Origin of the sequence: Taibaiella lutea, assembly GCF_008629695.1 — a bacterium.
Lineage (GTDB): Bacteria > Bacteroidota > Bacteroidia > Chitinophagales > Chitinophagaceae > Taibaiella > Taibaiella lutea.
In genome coordinates this window covers 826,047-846,087 of sequence record NZ_VWSH01000002.1, presented here as the reverse complement: position 1 = coordinate 846,087, position 20,041 = coordinate 826,047, and the positions used below count along the sequence as shown (strand labels likewise).

16 protein-coding genes and 5 tRNA genes are annotated in these 20,041 nt (G+C 38.8%); 11 read left to right on the top strand and 10 right to left on the bottom strand.

The annotated features are described in order from the left end of the window. The first annotated feature begins 147 nt into the window (after positions 1–147). Complete coding sequence (locus F0919_RS10825; RefSeq protein WP_150032755.1) at positions 148–573, top strand: SRPBCC family protein; 426 nt, start codon at positions 148–150, stop codon at positions 571–573. A 100-nt stretch (positions 574–673) separates the two neighbouring features. Here F0919_RS10825 and F0919_RS10820 read toward each other — a convergent pair whose 3' ends face one another. The 8 genes from F0919_RS10820 to F0919_RS10785 form a co-directional block, all read right to left on the bottom strand. After that, entirely contained in the window at positions 674–928 is a 255-nt protein-coding gene (locus F0919_RS10820; RefSeq protein WP_150032754.1) for a hypothetical protein, read from the bottom strand. A gap of 55 nt (positions 929–983) precedes the next feature. Continuing rightward, on the bottom strand, positions 984–2,093 hold the full coding sequence (locus tag F0919_RS10815; RefSeq protein WP_150032753.1) for an acyltransferase family protein: 1,110 nt from the start codon (positions 2,091–2,093) through the stop codon (positions 984–986). A 96-nt stretch (positions 2,094–2,189) separates the two neighbouring features. Beyond that, a complete protein-coding gene (gene tuf / locus F0919_RS10810) occupies positions 2,190–3,377 on the bottom strand; it encodes an elongation factor Tu (protein ID WP_150032752.1) in 1,188 nt (395 codons plus the stop codon). A gap of 64 nt (positions 3,378–3,441) precedes the next feature. After that, positions 3,442–3,513 (bottom strand) — tRNA-Thr (locus F0919_RS10805). 90 nt (positions 3,514–3,603) lie between these two features. Further along, positions 3,604–3,676: transfer RNA gene (locus F0919_RS10800), tRNA-Gly, on the bottom strand. A 90-nt stretch (positions 3,677–3,766) separates the two neighbouring features. Then, a tRNA-Tyr gene (locus F0919_RS10795) sits at positions 3,767–3,849 on the bottom strand. 67 nt (positions 3,850–3,916) lie between these two features. Next, positions 3,917–3,989, bottom strand: a tRNA-Thr gene (locus F0919_RS10790). A 231-nt stretch (positions 3,990–4,220) separates the two neighbouring features. Further along, a tRNA-Thr gene (locus tag F0919_RS10785) sits at positions 4,221–4,293 on the bottom strand. Between the two features lie 238 nt (positions 4,294–4,531). Here F0919_RS10785 and F0919_RS10780 point away from each other — a divergent pair. The 7 genes from F0919_RS10780 to F0919_RS10750 all read left to right on the top strand — a co-directional run bounded on the left by F0919_RS10780 (position 4,532) and on the right by F0919_RS10750 (position 15,257). Next, positions 4,532–5,317: a queuosine precursor transporter gene (locus tag F0919_RS10780; RefSeq protein ID WP_150032751.1), complete on the top strand. Its 786-nt coding sequence runs from the start codon at positions 4,532–4,534 to the stop codon at positions 5,315–5,317. Positions 5,318–5,388: 71 nt separating this feature from the next. Beyond that, positions 5,389–6,237 (top strand): hypothetical protein, encoded by an 849-nt coding sequence (locus F0919_RS10775; protein WP_150032750.1) that lies wholly within the window; start codon positions 5,389–5,391, stop codon positions 6,235–6,237. 101 nt (positions 6,238–6,338) lie between these two features. Next, a complete protein-coding gene (locus F0919_RS10770) occupies positions 6,339–7,460 on the top strand; it encodes a DUF4350 domain-containing protein (protein WP_150032749.1) in 1,122 nt (373 codons plus the stop codon). Continuing rightward, the gene (locus F0919_RS10765; RefSeq protein WP_235903494.1) at positions 7,450–8,505 is read left to right on the top strand and encodes an AAA family ATPase; all 1,056 of its coding nucleotides are present in this window, start codon (positions 7,450–7,452) and stop codon (positions 8,503–8,505) included. The genes F0919_RS10770 and F0919_RS10765 overlap by 11 nt, the downstream gene beginning before the upstream one ends. Before the next feature lie 42 nt (positions 8,506–8,547). Beyond that, on the top strand, positions 8,548–9,045 hold the full coding sequence (locus tag F0919_RS10760) for an SRPBCC family protein (protein WP_150032748.1): 498 nt from the start codon (positions 8,548–8,550) through the stop codon (positions 9,043–9,045). 567 nt (positions 9,046–9,612) lie between these two features. Further along, positions 9,613–14,580, top strand: a complete 4,968-nt coding sequence (locus tag F0919_RS10755) for a T9SS type B sorting domain-containing protein (RefSeq protein ID WP_190277350.1) — start codon at positions 9,613–9,615, stop codon at positions 14,578–14,580. A gap of 164 nt (positions 14,581–14,744) precedes the next feature. Beyond that, positions 14,745–15,257, top strand: a complete 513-nt coding sequence (locus tag F0919_RS10750) for a hypothetical protein (RefSeq protein WP_150032746.1) — start codon at positions 14,745–14,747, stop codon at positions 15,255–15,257. Positions 15,258–15,322: 65 nt separating this feature from the next. Here the strand turns inward: F0919_RS10750 and F0919_RS10745 are convergent, their stop codons facing one another. Both F0919_RS10745 and F0919_RS10740 read right to left on the bottom strand, forming a co-directional pair. Next, positions 15,323–15,859 carry an NADPH-dependent FMN reductase gene (locus F0919_RS10745; protein WP_150032745.1) on the bottom strand — a complete coding sequence of 179 codons (537 nt, stop codon included), beginning with the start codon at positions 15,857–15,859 and terminating at the stop codon, positions 15,323–15,325. Between the two features lie 293 nt (positions 15,860–16,152). Beyond that, a complete protein-coding gene (locus F0919_RS10740; protein ID WP_150032744.1) occupies positions 16,153–17,250 on the bottom strand; it encodes an Mrp/NBP35 family ATP-binding protein in 1,098 nt (365 codons plus the stop codon). 182 nt (positions 17,251–17,432) lie between these two features. Here F0919_RS10740 and F0919_RS10735 point away from each other — a divergent pair, with 182 nt between their 5' ends. From F0919_RS10735 to F0919_RS10725, 3 genes are all read left to right on the top strand, one after another. Beyond that, complete coding sequence (locus F0919_RS10735; RefSeq protein WP_190277349.1) at positions 17,433–18,080, top strand: carboxypeptidase-like regulatory domain-containing protein; 648 nt, start codon at positions 17,433–17,435, stop codon at positions 18,078–18,080. Positions 18,081–18,177: 97 nt separating this feature from the next. Next, positions 18,178–18,651, top strand: a complete 474-nt coding sequence (locus F0919_RS10730) for a DUF4920 domain-containing protein (protein ID WP_150032742.1) — start codon at positions 18,178–18,180, stop codon at positions 18,649–18,651. 204 nt (positions 18,652–18,855) lie between these two features. After that, the gene (locus tag F0919_RS10725; protein ID WP_150032741.1) at positions 18,856–20,040 is read left to right on the top strand and encodes a sensor histidine kinase; all 1,185 of its coding nucleotides are present in this window, start codon (positions 18,856–18,858) and stop codon (positions 20,038–20,040) included. The last annotated feature ends 1 nt before the right edge of the window (position 20,041 follow it).

The following is a 20,041-nucleotide window of genomic DNA, read 5'->3' as shown; positions in this document are numbered from 1 at the left end:
GGCCAAAGATGCGCTCTTTTTTGATGATTTAAAATTTTAGGTTCGAACAAGAATTCAAAAATAAACATTCATGTTAAAGAACGACAATCCTGGTCATAAAATCATTTATTTATTTAAACCAATCTTCAACATTTTAAAAATTAAACAATGGAACAACAGCCTATTATTATCGAACGGACTTATAACGCACCAGTCGAAAAGGTCTGGAAAGCTTTAACAGATAAAGCACAAATGAAGGAATGGTATTTTGATATTCCCGATTTCAAACCGGAAGTTGGTTTTGAATTTGAATTTATAGGCAAAGGAAAGAAAGGAGAAGAATATCTGCATAAATGCAAGATTACAGAACTTGTTCCCCAAAAGAAACTAACACATAGCTGGCGTTATGATGGTTATGAGGGTAATTCTTTTGTGACATTCGAATTAAGTGCTGAGGGAGATAAAACACACATCAAACTTACGCATACAGGCCTCGAAACCTTCCCTCCGATAGAGGCATTTGCAAAATCGAATTTTGTGGAGGGCTGGACTTATATTATTGGTAAGGGGTTGAAGGAATTTGTGGAGGAATAAGGGTTTTCACCAAGGTTTGTCAATTTATAGATTTGTCAACTTTCTAAAAGTTGACAAATCTTGATAGCAATAATAAACAATAAAGTAAAATCTTGAAAAATCAACCTTTCAATTCTTCCAGCATTTTCTGGAAAGTTTCTTTGTCATTTGCCCAGCCAAGGCTACTGATCTTAGCCCACGAAATAAGGAAATCGTGTATGCTTCCGTAATAAACCTCAATATCATCTGTTGTAATAATCCTTATAACGCCTTCGTTGGAAACCTGCAGCGAAAACAAATATACTCTGTCTTTCTGCAAGCCTTTATCTTCTGTTAAAGAAAGGGCGGTTATTAATTGTGTGGTCATTTGTTCCATGTTGCAAATTTAAAACAACTATCGTTTTTACTCTAAAAAAAATAAGATTTGCAGGTTATATGGTTATCGTTTCTTTCATCCTGCCTGCCACGCGTTTACCTATTTTTATAAGTGGCAATTCTACAAAATAATGCAGTAGTGTAGCTGTAATGGTGGTGACAACAAAACACAGGAACAGCATGGAAAAAAAAGCGTACTGCCAATTGCTGAACATCGGTAATATCACAGTTTCCCAATAGTCGCCAATTGCCCATACAAATACCCAGTGCATCAGATAGATGCCGTAGGAGATCCTACCATAAAACAACAAAATGGGGTGTTCAAAAAATCGCTGGACATTTTTGAAGTGAATGAGAAAAGCAAGGAATATAAAAGCTGCAAGACCTGAAAAAATAAAGAAATCCACTTTCAGAACATTCATCGCATATTCCAATGTAGAACCCAAAGGTGAAATCCGGACTATTTGCCTTAATGAAAAGAATAATGCAGCAATTATAAGCAGAGGAACCCTGTATTTATAATACCAGGTTTGCTTAAATTCTTTTTGTTGGATTTCAACAAAGTAGAAAGAAAGAAAAATTCCGAGTACAAAATGAAATAAAAAGAAGCCGGTAATATTAATAGTCAAAAAAGATGCAAACAAAAGCCATGGCAATAATCTCCTGTCGTATCTTGGAATTAATATCAGAAAAGGCATCAAAAATGAGAAGCAGATTTCTATTGTCAGGGTCCAACCTGGCAAATAAAATTTGTTATATCCTCTTATCAGCAAAGCCTCATTCCAGAATTCGGATTTATTCAGGACAAATACATCAACCCAATTTAAAGAGGAGGGTGCAATCATCCAAAAAGATGCATACAAAGCATTTATTAAAAGTGCAATCCAAAATGCAGGAAAAATTCTGAAAATACGATTCACATAGAATTTTCCAATATCAAGCTTTTTCCCGAGCTGAACATATGGATAGGATAATACCATCCCGCTTAAAACGAAAAAGAAAGCAACAGCATCATTGCCATTGAATAAAATGGAAGCAAATTTAATGGAGCGATAGTCACCATATTTCCAATTTATAAAATGTCCAAAAACTACCATCAAGGCTGCTATCCCTCTTACAGAGTCCAGATAAGCCAGGCGGGGGCTTGTTGTTATTCGATTTTCCATCAAGGAGCCAAAATTAAAAAAGATAAGACGGAATGTATAAAAAAAGTCCCGAATTGCTTCGGGACTTTTCAATATTAATCTTTACCGTAGTAAATCTTATTTGATGATTTCAGTAACCTGACCAGCACCTACTGTACGGCCACCTTCACGGATAGCGAATTTAAGACCTTTATCCATCGCGATTGGAGCGATTAATTTAACAGTCAAAGAAACGTTATCACCAGGCATTACCATTTCAACACCTTCAGGTAACAAGCACTCACCAGTTACGTCTGTAGTACGGAAATAGAACTGAGGACGGTATTTGTTGAAGAATGGAGTATGACGACCACCTTCATCTTTACCTAAAACGTAAACTTCACCTTTAAATTCAGTGTGAGGAGTGATTGATTTAGGAGCACAGATTACCATACCGCGACGGATATCTTTCTTATCGATACCACGTAACAACAGACCTGCGTTATCACCTGCTTCACCACGATCCAATAATTTTTTGAACATCTCAACACCTGTACAAGTAGAAGTCAATGGAGACTCATTGAAACCAACGATTTCAACGTTGTCACCTACAGTGATAACACCGCGCTCGATACGACCAGTAGCAACAGTACCACGACCAGTGATAGTGAATACGTCTTCTACTGACATCAAGAATGGTTGATCAACCGGACGTGGAGGTAATGGAATGTATTCATCAACTGCATCCATCAAATCTTCGATAGCTTTAATACCAGCCGGCTCACCGTTCAAACCTGCAAGAGCAGAACCTTGGATGATTGGAGTGTTATCACCGTCGAAATCGTTTTTGCTCAATAATTCGCGAATTTCAAGCTCAACTAATTCAAGGATTTCAGGATCGTCAACCAAGTCAACTTTGTTCATGAAAACAACGATACGAGGAACACCTACCTGACGTGCAAGAAGGATGTGCTCTTTAGTTTGTGGCATCGGACCATCTGTAGCTGCAACAACCAAGATAGCACCGTCCATTTGAGCAGCACCTGTAATCATGTTCTTCACATAATCCGCGTGACCTGGACAGTCAACGTGTGCATAGTGACGATTTAATGTTTGATATTCAACGTGTGCAGTGTTGATTGTAATACCACGCTCTCTTTCTTCAGGAGCGTTATCAATTGCATCGTAATCTTTTTTCTCAGCCAAACCTTTAGACGCTAATACCGTACTAATAGCTGCAGTCAATGTGGTTTTACCATGATCGACGTGACCAATGGTACCAATGTTTACGTGGGGTTTCTCCCTTTTAAAGGTCTCTTTTGCCATTGTTATTCTTTTTTAAAAGAAGTTTTTATTAAAATATAGAGTGTAATTATTACTAAATTCTATGAGCTGTTGAGCAGGATTGAACTGCCGACCTCTTCCTTACCAAGGAAGTGCTCTACCGCTGAGCTACAACAGCTTTTTGAATTGCTAAATGGTGGTTTTGCTAAATCGTTTTAATCAGATTAACAATTACAACCATTTATCAATTCAAATAATCAAATCTCTGAGCGGAAGACGAGGCTCGAACTCGCGACCTATAGCTTGGAAGGCTATCGCTCTACCAATTGAGCTACTTCCGCTTAACTAATTCTGAATTTTTGATTATTGGCTTTGAATATTTTTTTCTATCCATTCAAAATTTAAAATCAGGCATTCAAAATTTAAAAATGTGGGCAGTGAAGGATTCGAACCTCCGTACACGTACGTGAGCAGATTTACAGTCTGCCGCCTTTAACCACTCGGCCAACTACCCTTGTGAATTGTCAATTGTGAATCGTAAAATTTATTCACAGTCCACCATTATCAATTCACAAAAAAAGAGCCACTTGCCGGGATCGAACCAGCGACCTACTGATTACAAATCAGTTGCTCTACCAGCTGAGCTAAAGTGGCCTTTTATTATTCATTTTTACAAAGAACTCTTTCCCTTAATCTGCTTACAGAGCGTTGCTCTGTTTGCGTTGGGAGTGCAAAGGTAGGGGCTTATTTTGATTCTGCAAACTTCTTTTAAAAGTTTTTTTGAAATTTATTAAGAACCTTGACTTTTGGTTTTAAACGATTGATTTTGAGTAGCAAATGATTCATCAGAAACTCAAAATCCAACATTTAAAATCATCAAAAAAGAGCCACTTGCCGGGATCGAACCAGCGACCTACTGATTACAAATCAGTTGCTCTACCAGCTGAGCTAAAGTGGCCTTATATTTCTTTTTGCAAAGAACTGATTACCGTTGCTAAACAATTATTTGTTATCGTTTTGCTTCGGGAGTGCAACATTAGCGTTCTATTTTTATTCTACAAAATTCTTGATGGATTTTTTTTGAAAATTTTCTGTAGCGTTCCGATTTTGTTTAAAAGCATCGTTTTCTTCTTAACTTTTTCGCCATAATCTTTGTGGATTAGAATGTACTTTTGACAACTATAAACCGGAACAATATGATTCATAAAATTTTATCGGACAAACCTTTTAAATTATTCCTTTCGCTTACGGCCTTTTTTGTTGCCAATGCTTTAATTGCGGAATGCATAGGCGGTAAGTTATTCTCTCTGGAACAATTTCTGGGATTGCCTGTTTCTCACTTTACATTATTCGGCCAATCGGGATTGTCATTTACCATGACCTGCGGTGTATTACTCTGGCCATTGGAATTTGTACTGACGGATGTTGTAAATGAATATTATGGCCCAAAAGCTGTTAAAAGAATTTCATACACGGCAGTTATACTGATTATGTATGCATTTGTGATGTTCTATCTTGCTATTCACGTACCGGCAGATAAAGGCTTCTGGACAGGGAGTAAAGCAGCAGAAGGAGTCCCGGATATGCAAGCGGGGTTTTCTGCTGTTTTCGGACAAGGTATGTGGATTATTTTCGGAAGCATCGTAGCCTTTCTTTTCAGCCAGTTTGTAGATGTTTATATTTTTCACAAAATAAAAAAGAGAACAGGCGAAAAATATAATTGGCTCCGTTCTACGGGCTCTACTGTAGTTTCTCAATTAATAGACAGTTTCATTGTATTGTTTATTGCCTTTAAAATTGGCGGTAACTGGAGCTGGCAACTTGTCCTGGCTGTTGGCCTTGTCAATTATTCCTACAAAGTTGTAATGGCTGTTATCCTTACTCCTGTTATTTATGTTTTAGAAGCAGGCATTGAAAAATACGTAGGAAAAGAAAAAGCAACGGAAATGAAATTGGCGGCGATGGGAAAATCGCAAGCGTAAATTTATTTCCGGAATAAAAATTGCTTCCTATTTTTTGTCGGCTAATGACCGTTCCCTATCTTTAACATGCTATGAGCCGTTTTTTAAAAACTATATTTATAGTTTTCCTTTTTTTAAATTTCTGTTTATGCCGGCAAACGGCCTTTGCCTGGCAATCTCCTTATTCTTCCACACAGGATTCTTTATCTGATCAGGATGATTCTTATGATGCAACCACACCTGATAATGAATTAGCACAGGAAGATGCCCCGGCTGAAGAAGATTACAGCTATAACGAAGCCCATTTTTACGAAGCAAATACAGCTCCTGCACCTGTAAAAAGAAATATTTCAAACGCAGACTGGAATAAGCTGACCCAAGACCCTGCATTTAATTACGAAGATGAAAAAGAAGAAATAAAACCGCCACAAGAATATAAACCGGGTTGGTGGGAACGCATGTTCCAGGCTATTTTCGACTTTATAGGTTCTGCTGCCGGAAAAGTGATTATAATAGTAATTGTAGTCCTTATAGTGCTGGTCCTCATCTTCAGGATATTCCAGCTAAACGGGAATATCTTTTTTTCAAAAAAAGATAAAAACCTTTTACAGCAAGACACAGACGATGAAAATCATATTCCCGATGATTGGGAAAAAGAAATAAATATGGCTGCGCAGACAGGCAATTATCGCCTTGCGCTGAGATACAGCTATCGCTATTTACTGATGATGCTGCAGGAAAAAGAAAAGATAAACTTTCAGGTGGCTAAAACCAACTATCAATATGTTTATGAACTGAAAGGCACAAACTTTTACAAGCCTGTAATGCAGCTTACGAGAGAATATGAATATGCCTGGTATGGCGGTTTCGATATTGAAAAGCCTTTCTTTGAAAACTATCAGCAAATGGTTGCCGGTATCAAAAGAGAACTGAATTATTAATTATTTATTTATTTATTGAATTGTACCCGATGCGTTTTAAATCTTTCTGTTTGCCGTTTCTGATATTGATGCTCCTGTTTTCGGGATGCATCAGGAAGGGCATGAAGAAGAAAACCGATTGGACAATGGATTATCAAAACATTACAAAAAATCCATTCAGCCTTGATTTGACTTACCGCGCCATTCCTTTGATGTTTCCTCATGCAAAGATAGAAACGCTGAGCCCTTCATTAAGGCTTAATAATCTGGGCTATTCTTTAAGAAAGAACAGTCAGCATTCGCTGATATTTTTAGTAGGCGACCATCTTAATTTTAATGATGATGAAATTGACTCTCTTGTTTCATTTGTCGAACAGGGAAATCAGGTATTGTTATCATCCAATCATTTTGATGAAGTATTGCTGGATAAGTTAGCGTTACGTATATATTTCAATGAATCTGTTACCGATACCATACAGCAGATTTATCTCAGCAAAGAGAAACATGAACCGGAGGTTTACAATTATAAAAGTAAATACTATAGCATATTACAGCAATTTGAAAACACGGATACTGCCAGGTCTTATTTTTATACATTAGGCACCAACCAATTTAAAAAATCAAATTTTATAGTCTTTGGTAACGGCAAAGGAAGGCTGATGCTGCATGCTGCGCCCATAGCATTTTCCAATTATTTTTTATTGCAGGGAAATAATATCGATTACCTGAAAGGCGTTTTCGGTTTTGTAGACGAACCCATCAGCAACATCTATCTAATATCTTTTCGCTCAAGAGAAATAAGTACAAGCGATTTTAGTGTGCTGCTGCGCAATAAAGCCACAGCAACGGCCTTCTGGCTTATCCTGTTTACTATGGGAATTTATCTGATTTTCGAAATGAAACGCAAACAGAAAATGATTCCGGTAATAAAACAGAATGAAAACACTTCTGTAGCGTTTACAGAAACAATAGGAAGATTATATTACAATAATAAAAACCACGAAAACCTTGCTGAAAAAATGATTCAGCATTTTCTGGAATTTGTAAGAAGCCACTACTACCTTAATACGAATATGCTGGATGCAGAATTTGTGAGGTTACTTTCTTCCAAGTCAGGCATTGAAATGGCAAAAACAGACAGTTTGATTTACAATATAAAAATGGTTCAGGACCGTCAGGGTGTTGATGAGGCATTTTTATTTGCTTTATACACCCAAATTCAAGAATTTTATAATGGAAAATAACGAATTGGATAACAATCTATCCCCGATGGAAAACAATGAAACAACCAACCTTTCCAATGACACACAACCATTGGAAAGCTACATGGAAACACGCATTAAAATTCAGCCGTTACAGGACATTACCGACAAGATAAAGGATGCTATTTCTGATATTATTGTAGGCCAGCATGAAACTATAGAATTATTGCTGGCGGCACTTTTAGCCGATGGTCACGTTTTGATTGAAGGCGTACCGGGCGTTGCAAAAACGCTGATGGCAAAAACATTGTCAAAACTTATCGATGCTGATTTCAGCCGCATCCAGTTTACACCCGATCTAATGCCATCCGATGTTATCGGAACTGCTTTATTTAATCCGCAGGAAGTGAAATTCACGTTCAAGGAAGGCCCCGTTTTCAGTAATATTGTATTGATTGATGAAATCAACCGCGCACCGGCAAAAACACAGGCTGCCTTGTTTGAAGTAATGGAAGAAAGACAGATTACCGTAGATGGGAAAACACATTTGCTCGAGCCTCCTTTCATTGTGCTTGCAACCCAGAACCCGGTGGAACATGAAGGTACTTATCGTTTGCCGGAAGCGCAGCTGGACAGATTTTTGTTTAAAATAAATGTGGGCTACCCTACTCTTACTGAGGAAACAAGAATACTTTCGGAGCACCATGCACAGAAAGGAAAATTATTATTGCAAAACCTGCAAGCCGTTATCAGCAAAAAACAATTGGATGATTGCAGAAAGCTGGTGCAACAAGTACATGTAGAAGCAAAATTAATAGAGTTTATAGCCGGTCTTACCGTATCTACCCGAAGCGACAGGTCTTTGTATTTGGGCGCTTCCCCGCGTGCATCTTTGGCATTGCTGGATGCATCCAAAGCTATTGCGGTATTGCGTGGCAGAGATTTCGTTACGCCTGAGGATATTCAATACGTTGCTCCGGCTGTATTGCGTCACAGAATTGCATTAACGCCTGAAAGAGAAATGGAGGGAGCTACAACTGATGATGTGATTGCAGAACTGATCAGAAAAATAGAGGTACCGCGATAATTATTCCAATTTAAAAATACAAATTCCCAAAAATCTTTTGTCATGGCAGCAACTTATGATTGGTCAAGATTCACATTAAGAATAAATATTCAGGCATCGAAAGAGGCCATTTATGATGCCTGGACGACAAAAGAATTAATTGAATTGTGGTTTTTGAAAACGGCGGAAATTTTTGACGGCAATGAAGTTGAAAAAGATCCCTTTGATGCATTCCAAAAAGGCGATAAATATACATGGTGGTGGTTTGGATATGAAAATCCGGAATCAGGTACCATTTTAGAAGCAAATGGCGGGGATGAATTCGCATTTACCTTTAGCAAAGCCGGGGATTGTTATGTCAGGATATACGAAGAACACGAAGAAACAATTATGGAACTTAGCCAGGTAAATATACCGACTGACGAGCGTAGCCAACATGAATTTCATTTAGGTTGCAAAATGGGCTGGACTTTTTTTATAAGCAACCTGAAATCCATTCTGGAAGGTGGCGTGGACCTCAGGAATAAAAATGAAAACATTAAAAGAGTGCTCAATAGTTAAAAAGAATTGATTTTAATACAATTACGGGAAGCTGTCAAATATTGATTTGGCAGCTTTTTTTATTCAACTAAGTTAATGGTGTCAGAAAAATATACTTCTGTTTTCGGATGAAATATCAACTATTTGCTAAAAACAATTTTATTGATTTTTTCAAAAAAAAGAGATATTAAAAAATATAAACATTCATATTTAATACTTAATTAAAAAAATCTTATAAAGAAATAGAAAATCACTGAAAGATAACCAACACCAAAAGATTGGTGCAAAAACCACACTGAAAGTTATCACTTTATACTAAATACACTTGAATTTCTGATAGTTAACCTAAATACTTTGTAAATATTAAACAGTTGATTATGAATCTCATATAGCAAAAACAATCACATTTTTAATAAAAAGGCAAAATCAGGTGTTGGAAAAGATGGTATTTTATTATTAGTTTTACATAATCGATTTAACCAATTTAACAAATCAACTAAAGTGATGAAACGAAATCTATTGAGGTGGAGCCTCGTGCTATGCATTACATTTTTTTACAATAACTTTTCTTTTTGCCAAAATTCAAATTTGAGAAGTATTTCAAATGAACAACTAAATTTTAAAACATTTACCGGAAGCAATAAAGTGCTCCTTTCACTTTATGAAAAATACAATTCCAAAGTATTTTACAACCATCCGGACTTTGGCGTTTTGCCTCAGGGAGCCCCTTCTCCCGACTGCGTAGAAATACTTGAAAAAAGAAAAGCGGATGAGAGGGCATTCGTAGACCTTAAAGACCCCAAATCCATTTACATCCAGAAATCCGTGGGAGATATAAATTACAGGAAAGACGGAAAATGGATTGCGATTGATGACAGATTGAAACAAACAGCTAACGGTGTTTTTCGTTCTGATTACTACATTCAGCCCTTAGAAATCAATACAAAAGAAAAAAGAACTTATATCGAAACATCGCAAGGCCGAATTTATTTCAACCAATGGAAACTGATTGCATTAACAGCACAAGGTGAAAAGCTGCTTGACGCTCCCGACTGGACGCATTACACTGCCGGCGATGATGGAGTCTATATCACCAATTTCTTTAAAGGCATTGATGCAGAACTCCATGTTTACAGAGGCACCATTAAAACAAGCTTTATCGTTAAGAACAATGAATATGGCACCTATGATAAATTAATATTCAGAGATAGCTATCAAAATGAACATCCTGTAAATATAGCTTTTGCAGGTAATAAAGACATGAAGACCGGCGTAGGCGCGCTGGAGGTAATTTCCGGCAATGATGCGGTTCTGAAAATCTACGAAGCAATTTTATACCCACAGAATAATCCTAAAAACAACATTACAACCGCAAGCTACTCACTTCATGGAAGCAGTATGGATATTGAAGTTCCGGCTTCTTGGATAAATAATAACATCAGCGCTTCTCCTTTAGTAGTTGATCCTGTTGTAACAGGAACAGCAACCTTAATACAAGGCAATATTCTTGGCTCTATGTATAATGCGGGCTGTACTTTCACTAACTCATGCGATTATAACCTTAATGTAAGTATACCAGCCGCAGGAACAGTTACAAGTGTTGCTTTCAGCTTTACTTATAATGCTATAACGCCTTGTTTCGGCTCTGACGGTGGGGTTAAACTGACAAGCGGAAGCTGCGCCACGCCTATTTTCACCAACACTTCGGCAACGCCCGGCCCTACTATATTTCCTAATGTGCCTATTACAAATGATATACAAGGCTGTATCCCAACGCCTTCCTGCACTGCTCAAACAATGCCGTTTACCTTACACTTCTATCGTTCCTGCAAGGGGCCGGCTGCATGTGATAACACCTGTATTTCGGCAGCATCACCCTGGATAATGACAGTAAAGGCAAAAACCGTTGACTTCACTGACCCTACCGATCCGATAAACTATACAAGCAATAACATTTGCGTAGGTGACAATATTTATGTCAATACTTTCGCTGCTTATGGCGTAGGGCCTTATAGCTACAATTGGAGCTTTAACCCTACCGGAACACCATCTTTAGGAAGCGGTTCGAGTACAAGTATTACTTTCCCTAACATTGTCAACAATACTATTTTTGCAATTATTACCGATGCCTGCGGAAACAGTGTTATGGATTCTTTGCCGATTACGGTTAACTATGCATCTGTTATCGCAACGCCATCAAGCGATACCATTTGTAACGGAGAATCAACTGCTATAAGCCTTGCCGGGGCTACACCGGGCAATACATTCACCTGGACGGCAACAGCAGCAGGCGTTTCCGGAGCATCCAATGGTTCGGGTAATTTAATAGCCCAGACCCTGACAGCTACGGGAAACACACCGGGAACAGTTACTTATACCATTACACCTCAGAATGTCGGTTGCATCGGTAATCCTGTAAATGTTACGGTAGCCGTTTTTCCACCTGTTACGGTTACAAAAGATACTTTCGTTTGTGTGAACAACCTTCCTTTTGTATGGAACGGCCAAAGCTTTATGTCAGGCGGCAATGCACTTGCATCGTTCACCACACCTTCATTGATTACAGGTTGCGACAGCACTACCATTTTAAACCTGAGCGTAAATCCTACCTTGTCTGCAACGCAGAACCTTACTATATGCGCAGGTCAACTGCCTTACCATTGGAACGGGCATATACTTACAGCAGGTGGTACCCATGTAGATTCGTTTACTAACAACTCGTTTCAGTTTCATTGCGACAGCACTACTTATCTGAACCTGAATGTTGTAAACACGCTTAAAGATACAATAACAGTCGTTAAATGCCAGAATCAATTACCTTATTTATGGAACGGCATAACTGTAAACGCAGGTGGAAACGTCGCGGCTGTTTATAATACTACATCGCTTGCAACGGGCTGCGACAGTATTGCAGTATTAAGGCTTATTGTAAACCCTTTGCCTAATGTAACGGTCAATAAACAGATATGCCCTAACCAATTGCCTTATCATTGGAACGGGCAAACGTATACAGCTTCCGGTACCGGTACGTATGTGACACCTTCTTTGATTACAGGCTGCGACAGTACCACCACTTTGCATCTGACTGTTAATCCATTTATCTATGCCAGCCAGAATATAACCATATGTGCAAGTGCATTACCTTACCATTGGAACGGACAAACGATCACAACGGGCGGCGTTGCAGTAAGTACTTATACCAAACCTTCTGCTGTTACAGGATGCGATAGTATTACTACATTAAACCTGACAGTGAATCCATTGATTACAGCAACAAAAACAGTTACGATCTGTGCAAACCTTTTGCCATACCATTGGAATGGCTTTACGATAAGTGCCGGGGGAAATGCAGTTGCTACTTTTACCACACCATCAACAATAACAGGTTGCGACAGTACTACCACACTTAATTTAATTGTCAATCCGCTTATAAATACTACCAAAACAATAACTATTTGTGCCACACAGCTTCCATATATGTGGAATGGCAATGTTATAACAGCAGGTGGCAATGGCGTTTCAACATTTACCTCACCTTCTTCATTGACAGGCTGTGATAGTACCACCACCTTAAACCTTATTGTGAAACCTACTATAACGGCAACTGTCAATGCCACAACCTGTGCCAATGCCATGCCGTATATATGGAACGGAATAACCGTAAATGCAGGCGGTGCAACTGCTGCGACATTTACCACTACTTCATTAGTAACAAGCTGCGATAGTATAACAACGTTAAACTTAACGGTAAAACCAATTATAACAGCTAATAAAACCATAACCATCTGCGCCAGTCAGTTACCATATACATGGAACGGAATGACTATAAATGCGGGAGGTATTGCAGTCGCTACATTTACCGCTACATCGTTTGTTACAGGCTGCGACAGCGTTACAACACTGAACCTGAATATCAATCCATTGATAACAGCTACCAAAACGATTACCATCTGTAACAGCCAGTTGCCTTATCATTGGAACGGATATACTATAAATGCCGGAGGATTGGCCGTGGCTACTTATACCACAAGCTCACTGGTTACCGGCTGCGACAGTACCACAACCTTAAACCTGAATGTAAATCCTTCTATAAACGTCAATCAGAGTATTACAAAATGTGCTAATCAGGTGCCTTTTACCTGGAATGGCATCACCATTAATGCAGCAGGTACAAATGTTGCAACTTATACGGCTCAGTCATCTGTAACCGGCTGCGACAGTACCACACATCTGAACCTGACCGTTAATCCTGTTATTACGGCTACAAAGAATATGAATATCTGTTCCATGCAGTTACCGCTTACATGGAACGGTATTGTAGTTACGGCAGGGGGTAACGGAGTAGCAACTTTCACTACCCCATCGTTTGTTACCGGCTGCGACAGTATTACGACATTGAATTTAATGGTAACGGCTGCATTAGTCGATACGATTCACATGACTAAATGTGCAAACCAGATGCCTTTTGTCTGGAACGGCATTACCATTACAACAGCGGGCAATAATGCGGCTAATTTTTACAGTCCCGGTTCTAATGGCTGCGACAGCGTTACCACGTTAAGTCTTGTCGTGAAACCTGTAGCGCATACAACAACAGATACAAGCATTTGCTTCGGCCAATCACCTTTTCATTGGAACGGACAAAATTACAGCGCATCCGGAACTTATACTTATACCACGAATGCAGCTAACCTGTGCGACAGTATTGTCACCTTGCACCTGAATATTTCCGGAGCGCCTGTGCATTTACCTAACAAAGATTCCATAGGTTGCGGATCCGTTTCCTACAAAGGCAATATCTATTCAAATAACACAACATTATCTGATACTCTGTTCAATCAAAACGGCTGTGACAGCGCCTATCAGGCAGTGAATATTGTTGTGAACCATTCGTTTAACGATACCATTACAGCATCTGTCTGCGCTAATCAAACTTATACATGGAATGGGCAGACCTACAACCAGACCGGTAAATATTCGCATCATTTCAATACTACAGGAGGCTGCGATTCATTGGCAACACTTGACCTGACTGTATGGCCTCTGACGCAGGTAGCAATTCAAAACGATTTGCAGGACATTCCTTGCAGCGACGACACTATACATCTTTACGCATCCGGCGTCAATGCTTATTTATGGCAAATGAATGACCTCAATATAGGTTCTGATGCCAATATGGATATAGTAGTCAGCCTTCCGTCCAATGTTATAAAAGTTACCGGAACGGATGCCAACGGTTGTGAAAGTAAAGCAACCGTAACAATAGAAACAAGACCTTGCTGCGATATGTTCCTGCCAAATGCTTTCAGCCCTAACGGCGATGGAGTCAATGATAAATTCGGTGTGGAAACAATAGGCAATCCTTTGAATTTTGAAATGCGTATCTATAACAGGTTCGGACAATTATTATATACGGGTAACAGCATCAGCGATAAATGGGATGGTACTTTTAACGGCAAACCGGTAGATATGGGCACTTACTATTTCAAAGTTTACAGCAAGTGTACCAATAATACGGAAAACCATTACAAAGGCGATATAACGCTTATCAGGTAAGCTTTTCTGAATAACTACAAAGAAGCCTGGCTTTGAAAGTCCGGCTTCTTTTTTATTTTGAATATCGTAGCCACAAGAATGTTCTTGTATTTATTATTTTGGAATTGTAATATTGTTATGGATAAACATCTACTAATACTTTAAACAGTTTTAAAACTATCGTTATGAAAATTACCAGGCTTCTTCTTATCGGTGCCTTTGCCCTTGCAACGACTACTGTACATGCACAGGAATTTGAATGTCCTAAAAATTACACCTTAGTGGCAGCAGAAGATTACACCAAATATGAAAAAGATATTATAGCGGCTGCAAACTGGCTTAAAGCCACACCACTTGATGAGCAAGCTCAAAAAAGGGCGGAAGTTTCAAAATTCGTGATGCAATGGATTAACGGTAGTCCGACTGTAAATGTGGAAATAACCCCGGCTATAATGGATTTTGAGAAAAAGAATCCCGGTATGTTAACAATATACATGGCATCTTCGGCCCGTTTTGTACTGGAGAATAAATATTCTAAAGACAAAAGAGCCAAATACAAAACAGCTCTTATTGACCTGATGACAGTATATAAATCAGGAAAAGGAATCAAAAAAGATAAAAATATGGAGGAGCTGATAAAAAGCATTGAATCCGGAAAAATGGATGAATGGCTCAAAGAGAACCTTGCTACTGAATAAAATAATGCCCTTGTCTTCTGAGAAAAGCAAGGGCATTATTTCTATAAAAAGGTTCAACAACACTATTAATTCAAAAGCTTTACAAAAGAAGCCGTAAAAGTCTGCACCTCCTGTAAAGTTTTATCGTCGGTTATATTTCCGTCCATATCAATTTTACTTTTTATTCCTTTTATCAGCAATAATGTTGCTCCATTGAATTTTGCCTCAATCGTTTTCATCACCAGTTGAAGCGCCTCATGCCCTTTCTCCCCCGAAGCAGAAGCCGTAATAAGTCCGGCAGGCTTTTGAGAAAATAAAGTAGTTGAAACACACCATTCCAAAGCATTTTTCAGGCTTCCGGGCAAGGTAAAAACATATTCCGGCGTACAGATTAGTATTCCGTCTGCCGCTGCAATTTGTTGACGGAAAGCAATGACGGCTGAAGGAAGTTTATCTGTATTATCCAAATCAGGATTAAAATGCGGCAATTCGCTTATAGATTCAAAAAGTGTCAGTTCAATATCTGCAATTGCCAATGCAGCAATTTTTTTAATTAATCTTTCATTGGAAGAATTTGTTCTTGTGCTTCCGGAGATGGCTAATACTTTCTTTTTGTCTGTCATGAATAATTGCTGATAATTATGCCAAAGTAAAAGATATTTTACCGCATTTACTGCCTGTCAAGGGACTGACAAGGGCCCATAATCTAAAATCAGGCTTCGTGACCCTAAACTTAGGCTCTGCAAGCTTAAAATTAGGGTTATGGTTATCTTAAACTCAGGCTTCCCTATCCTATTTTGTGTTGTCCTTACAGGACTTGTAAATATACCCTCAACAAATATATATCCGCCTTTAAGCATTAAAAAAAGCTGTCGGGTATTAAATACCGACAGCTTATTATTTACTTGAATAATTCTTACAATTTCATTGTCAAAACCTGTGTCGGATCAAGATTGGCATTGCGCATCGCTACGCTACGGGCAACGTTTGCGGCAAGATCCAGAAATGCTTTTTTAGAAACAGGTTCGTCATTCAATACAGCAGGAAACCCTTTATCGCCACCTTCTCTTATGCTTTGAACAATCGGGATTTCGCCAAGAAACGGCACTTCAAATTGTTCTGCCAATTCCCGGCCACCGTTCTTACCGAAAATGTAATATTTATTCTCAGGCAATTCTGCAGGCGTAAAATATGACATATTTTCAACCACACCCAGTATAGGAACATTGATTTGGCCTTGCTTAAACATCATCATACCTTTTTTGGCATCGGCCATGGCAACCGCCTGCGGCGTGGTGACAACCACAGCACCTGTAATCGGAACGGTCTGCACCAAAGTCAGGTGGATATCGCCTGTACCCGGAGGTAAATCCAGAATAAGGTAATCCAGCTCACCCCAGTAAACATCGTTTATAAACTGACGGATAGCGGAGGTAGCCATCGGCCCGCGCCAGATAACAGCCTGCTTTTCATCAACCAGCAAACCTATGGACATCACTTTTACGCCAAACCTTTCAATAGGTTCAATCATGCCTTTGCCATCCACATCTCGCATCATAGGCCTTTCACCTTGAATGCCGAACATCATAGGCGTGGAAGGACCGTAAATATCGGCATCCATAATACCCACTTTTGCGCCTTCCTGCGCCAGTGCCAGCGCCAGATTGCTTGCCACAGTCGATTTACCGACCCCACCCTTTCCGGAAGCTACTGCTATAATATTTTTCACATTTGGCAGAATAGTACCGGGGTCCTGTCGGTTGGAATTAACACGCGCAGTCATATTAACTACCACTTCCGCCTCTCTGTCCACAAATATTTTTACGGCATTTACACAGGCTTTTTTAATCATATCCTTCATAGGACAGGCCGGTGTTGTCAATTCTACCGTAAACGAAACCAATTTATCCCTGATTTCAATATCCTTAATCATATTCAGCGTCACAAGGTCTTTACCCAAATCCGGATCATCAACATTTGAAAGGGCTTTTAATACGGCTGCTTCTGTTATCATCTTTATAATATTATTACAATTGCTACGTTTATATGCTCCTGAAGGAGGTTTGATTTTTGCGCAGCGAAGTTAAGCTTTAACAATCGGTTTTGAGAAATTAGCTCTTAATAATTGTATTGGAAATAATGATGCTTCTATACATTTTAACCTTCTTTGCCTTACTTTTGTAATTAATGAACTGTATGTATAAATACCTGTCCGCAACTATTTTTTGTTGTTCCGTATTCCTGATGTCTCATGCGCAAAATAAAGTATGGAGCAATATTATTCAGATAACAGGAGCCACCATGACGGCCGATAGCTTAAAAGCCGTTTCGGATGTAACAATTGAGGTAAAACATAAAGATCAGGGAACTTATTCCAATATGTTCGGTGTATTTTCACTGGTATGCAGCAAAGGCGATACTTTAAATTTCAGTGCTGTAGGTTATAAAGACAAACAATATGTAGTGCCGATGGACCTGAACGGACGTTTTTTCAATGTAGTTCAGTTAATGGTTCAGGACACTTTTTACCTTCCAGAAACAATTATCAGGGCCTTGCCTTACGGCGATGAATTTGATTATGCTTTCAAATACTGGAATATTCCCGACGATAAATATGCTGTTGCCCAAAAGAATACAAGCGAAAGAGCGATGGCTTATTTAAGGGCAAATACGCCTAAAAACGGACCTGAAAACCAAAGCTATTATCAGGCCAATCAGGCAAAACAGGGTTATTATTATGGCCAGCAACAGCAGATAAATATATTCAATCCTTTAAAATGGAACGATTTTTTCAATTCATGGAAACGCGGCGATTTCAAAAGGAAAAAGGACGTCAGTTACTAATTCCCAACCAAAAACAAATTTATTACTGTCTTTTGGGTAAGAATGCCTAAATTGTGTATTCAAAACATCCAATCGTAATTCCTAAATAATCAAAAAAATGAGAAAATTACTATTCCTTTCTTCCTTAGCCTTAACATTATGCAGTACGGGAGTTATTGCACAAACGGCAAAAAAAGGTGCCATTTATGGTAAAGCATTTACAAGCACTCAGGTGTTATCAACTACCAGAGCAGCAGGTGTTACTTCTGAAAAAGATGTGGTTGAAAATGTTCAGTTTGAAGGAAAAGTTACAGAAGTTTGCCAGAAAGAAGGTTGCTGGTTGGTGCTTAGCACAGACAACGGCGCAGATCCGCTTATGGTAAGAATGAAAGATCACTCATTCAAAGTTCCTAAAGACCTTAACGGCAAACACGTTGTTGTAAACGGTAACCTTAAAAAAACAACACAATCTGTTGAAGAGCAAAAACACCTTTTGGAAGACAAAGGTGCAAGCCAGGGCGAAATCGCAAGAATCACAGCACCGAAAAATGTTTTTGAATTAATTGCTACAGGTGTTGTAGTTACAGAATAAGGAAATCTGATTTAAAGAAAATAAATATTAAAGCGACAGGAACAACACAATGTTCCTGTCGCTTTTGCTTTACGGGATTTAATTCGTCGAACAAAAGGCAAGGTTTGTCGATACTGTTTTCATTTGGACGAAAAGTATTTCATTTTGCAGGTTATAATCTTAGTTTTGAGCAACATTGCATTTTCTGAATATTTCTTTTGAATTTTGACCAAACCAGCAAATATATCGCCGCTTAAACAGGCATTGAGCGCACAACGCAAAAACCTTTTCCGAAACGGAAGATTCTGGTTTCATATCCTGATATGGCTTATCGCAGCCTGTTATCTTTCCTTTGAAATATTGGGAGATGTTTTTGACAAGGGTGTAAAGGACGGAATGAAAACGGCCTCCGCACAAAGTACGGTAAACAGCGTGCCTATCAGCAGCCTCCCTGCTGTTTATATCTGCATCTTTACCGTCATTACCGCAGCTATAATGGTTTACAGTTTTCTGCTATTTTTTATTCCATATGCCCGTTTAAAGAAACAGAAAAGATTCCTGTGGATTGGATTGATAAGCAATGCTGCATTCTGGGTTACGATAATTATCCTCACAGCAATGATGCTTGGCCTGACCACAACGGGAACACATGGCAATATAGACAAGCAGCTTAATAAAGACAATTTGTTTTTATCGGGACTCATATCCACCATATTCTCCGGCATTGTGGCCGGCGGCTTTTTTGCACTTTATTATTTCATAGACCTGTACGACCAGAGCAGGCAATTATTCACTTATAAAGAAGCGCTGACAAAACGTATAGAAGCAGAAACGGCTTTTTTACTGCATCAAATCAACCCGCATTTTCTGTTCAATACCCTTAATAATATTTATGCGCTGTTGTTGAGTCAGTCACCGGACGCAGTCTTTATCACAAAGGAATTGAAGAACATGACGCAGTACATCCTGGAAGACTGTTCCAAAGAAAAAGTGAAGCTTACAGATGAAATCACATTTCTGAAAAACTATATCAATCTTGAAAAATTAAGGAACAGGGAAGATCAGGTTAATATCAGGCTAATCGTAACCGGTGATGCAGAAGGTAAGGAAATTGCACCCTTACTATTGATTAACTTTCTGGAGAATGCTTTCAAACATGGCGTTAAAGCCGGTTTCAATGAATCTTATGTAAGCATCGTATTGGAGATTAAAGCAAATAAGCTTATACTCCAGATGGAAAACAGCAAACCGCCACGTCTTGAAACGGAGAACAAAAGTATTAAAGAAGACAGCGGCATCGGTATTGCAAACGTGAAGAGAAGGCTGGATATTTTGTATCCCGGCCGTTATAAACTTGCTATTCAGAATAACCCGAATGAGTATCTTGTTTTATTATCCATAGAGCTGTAAT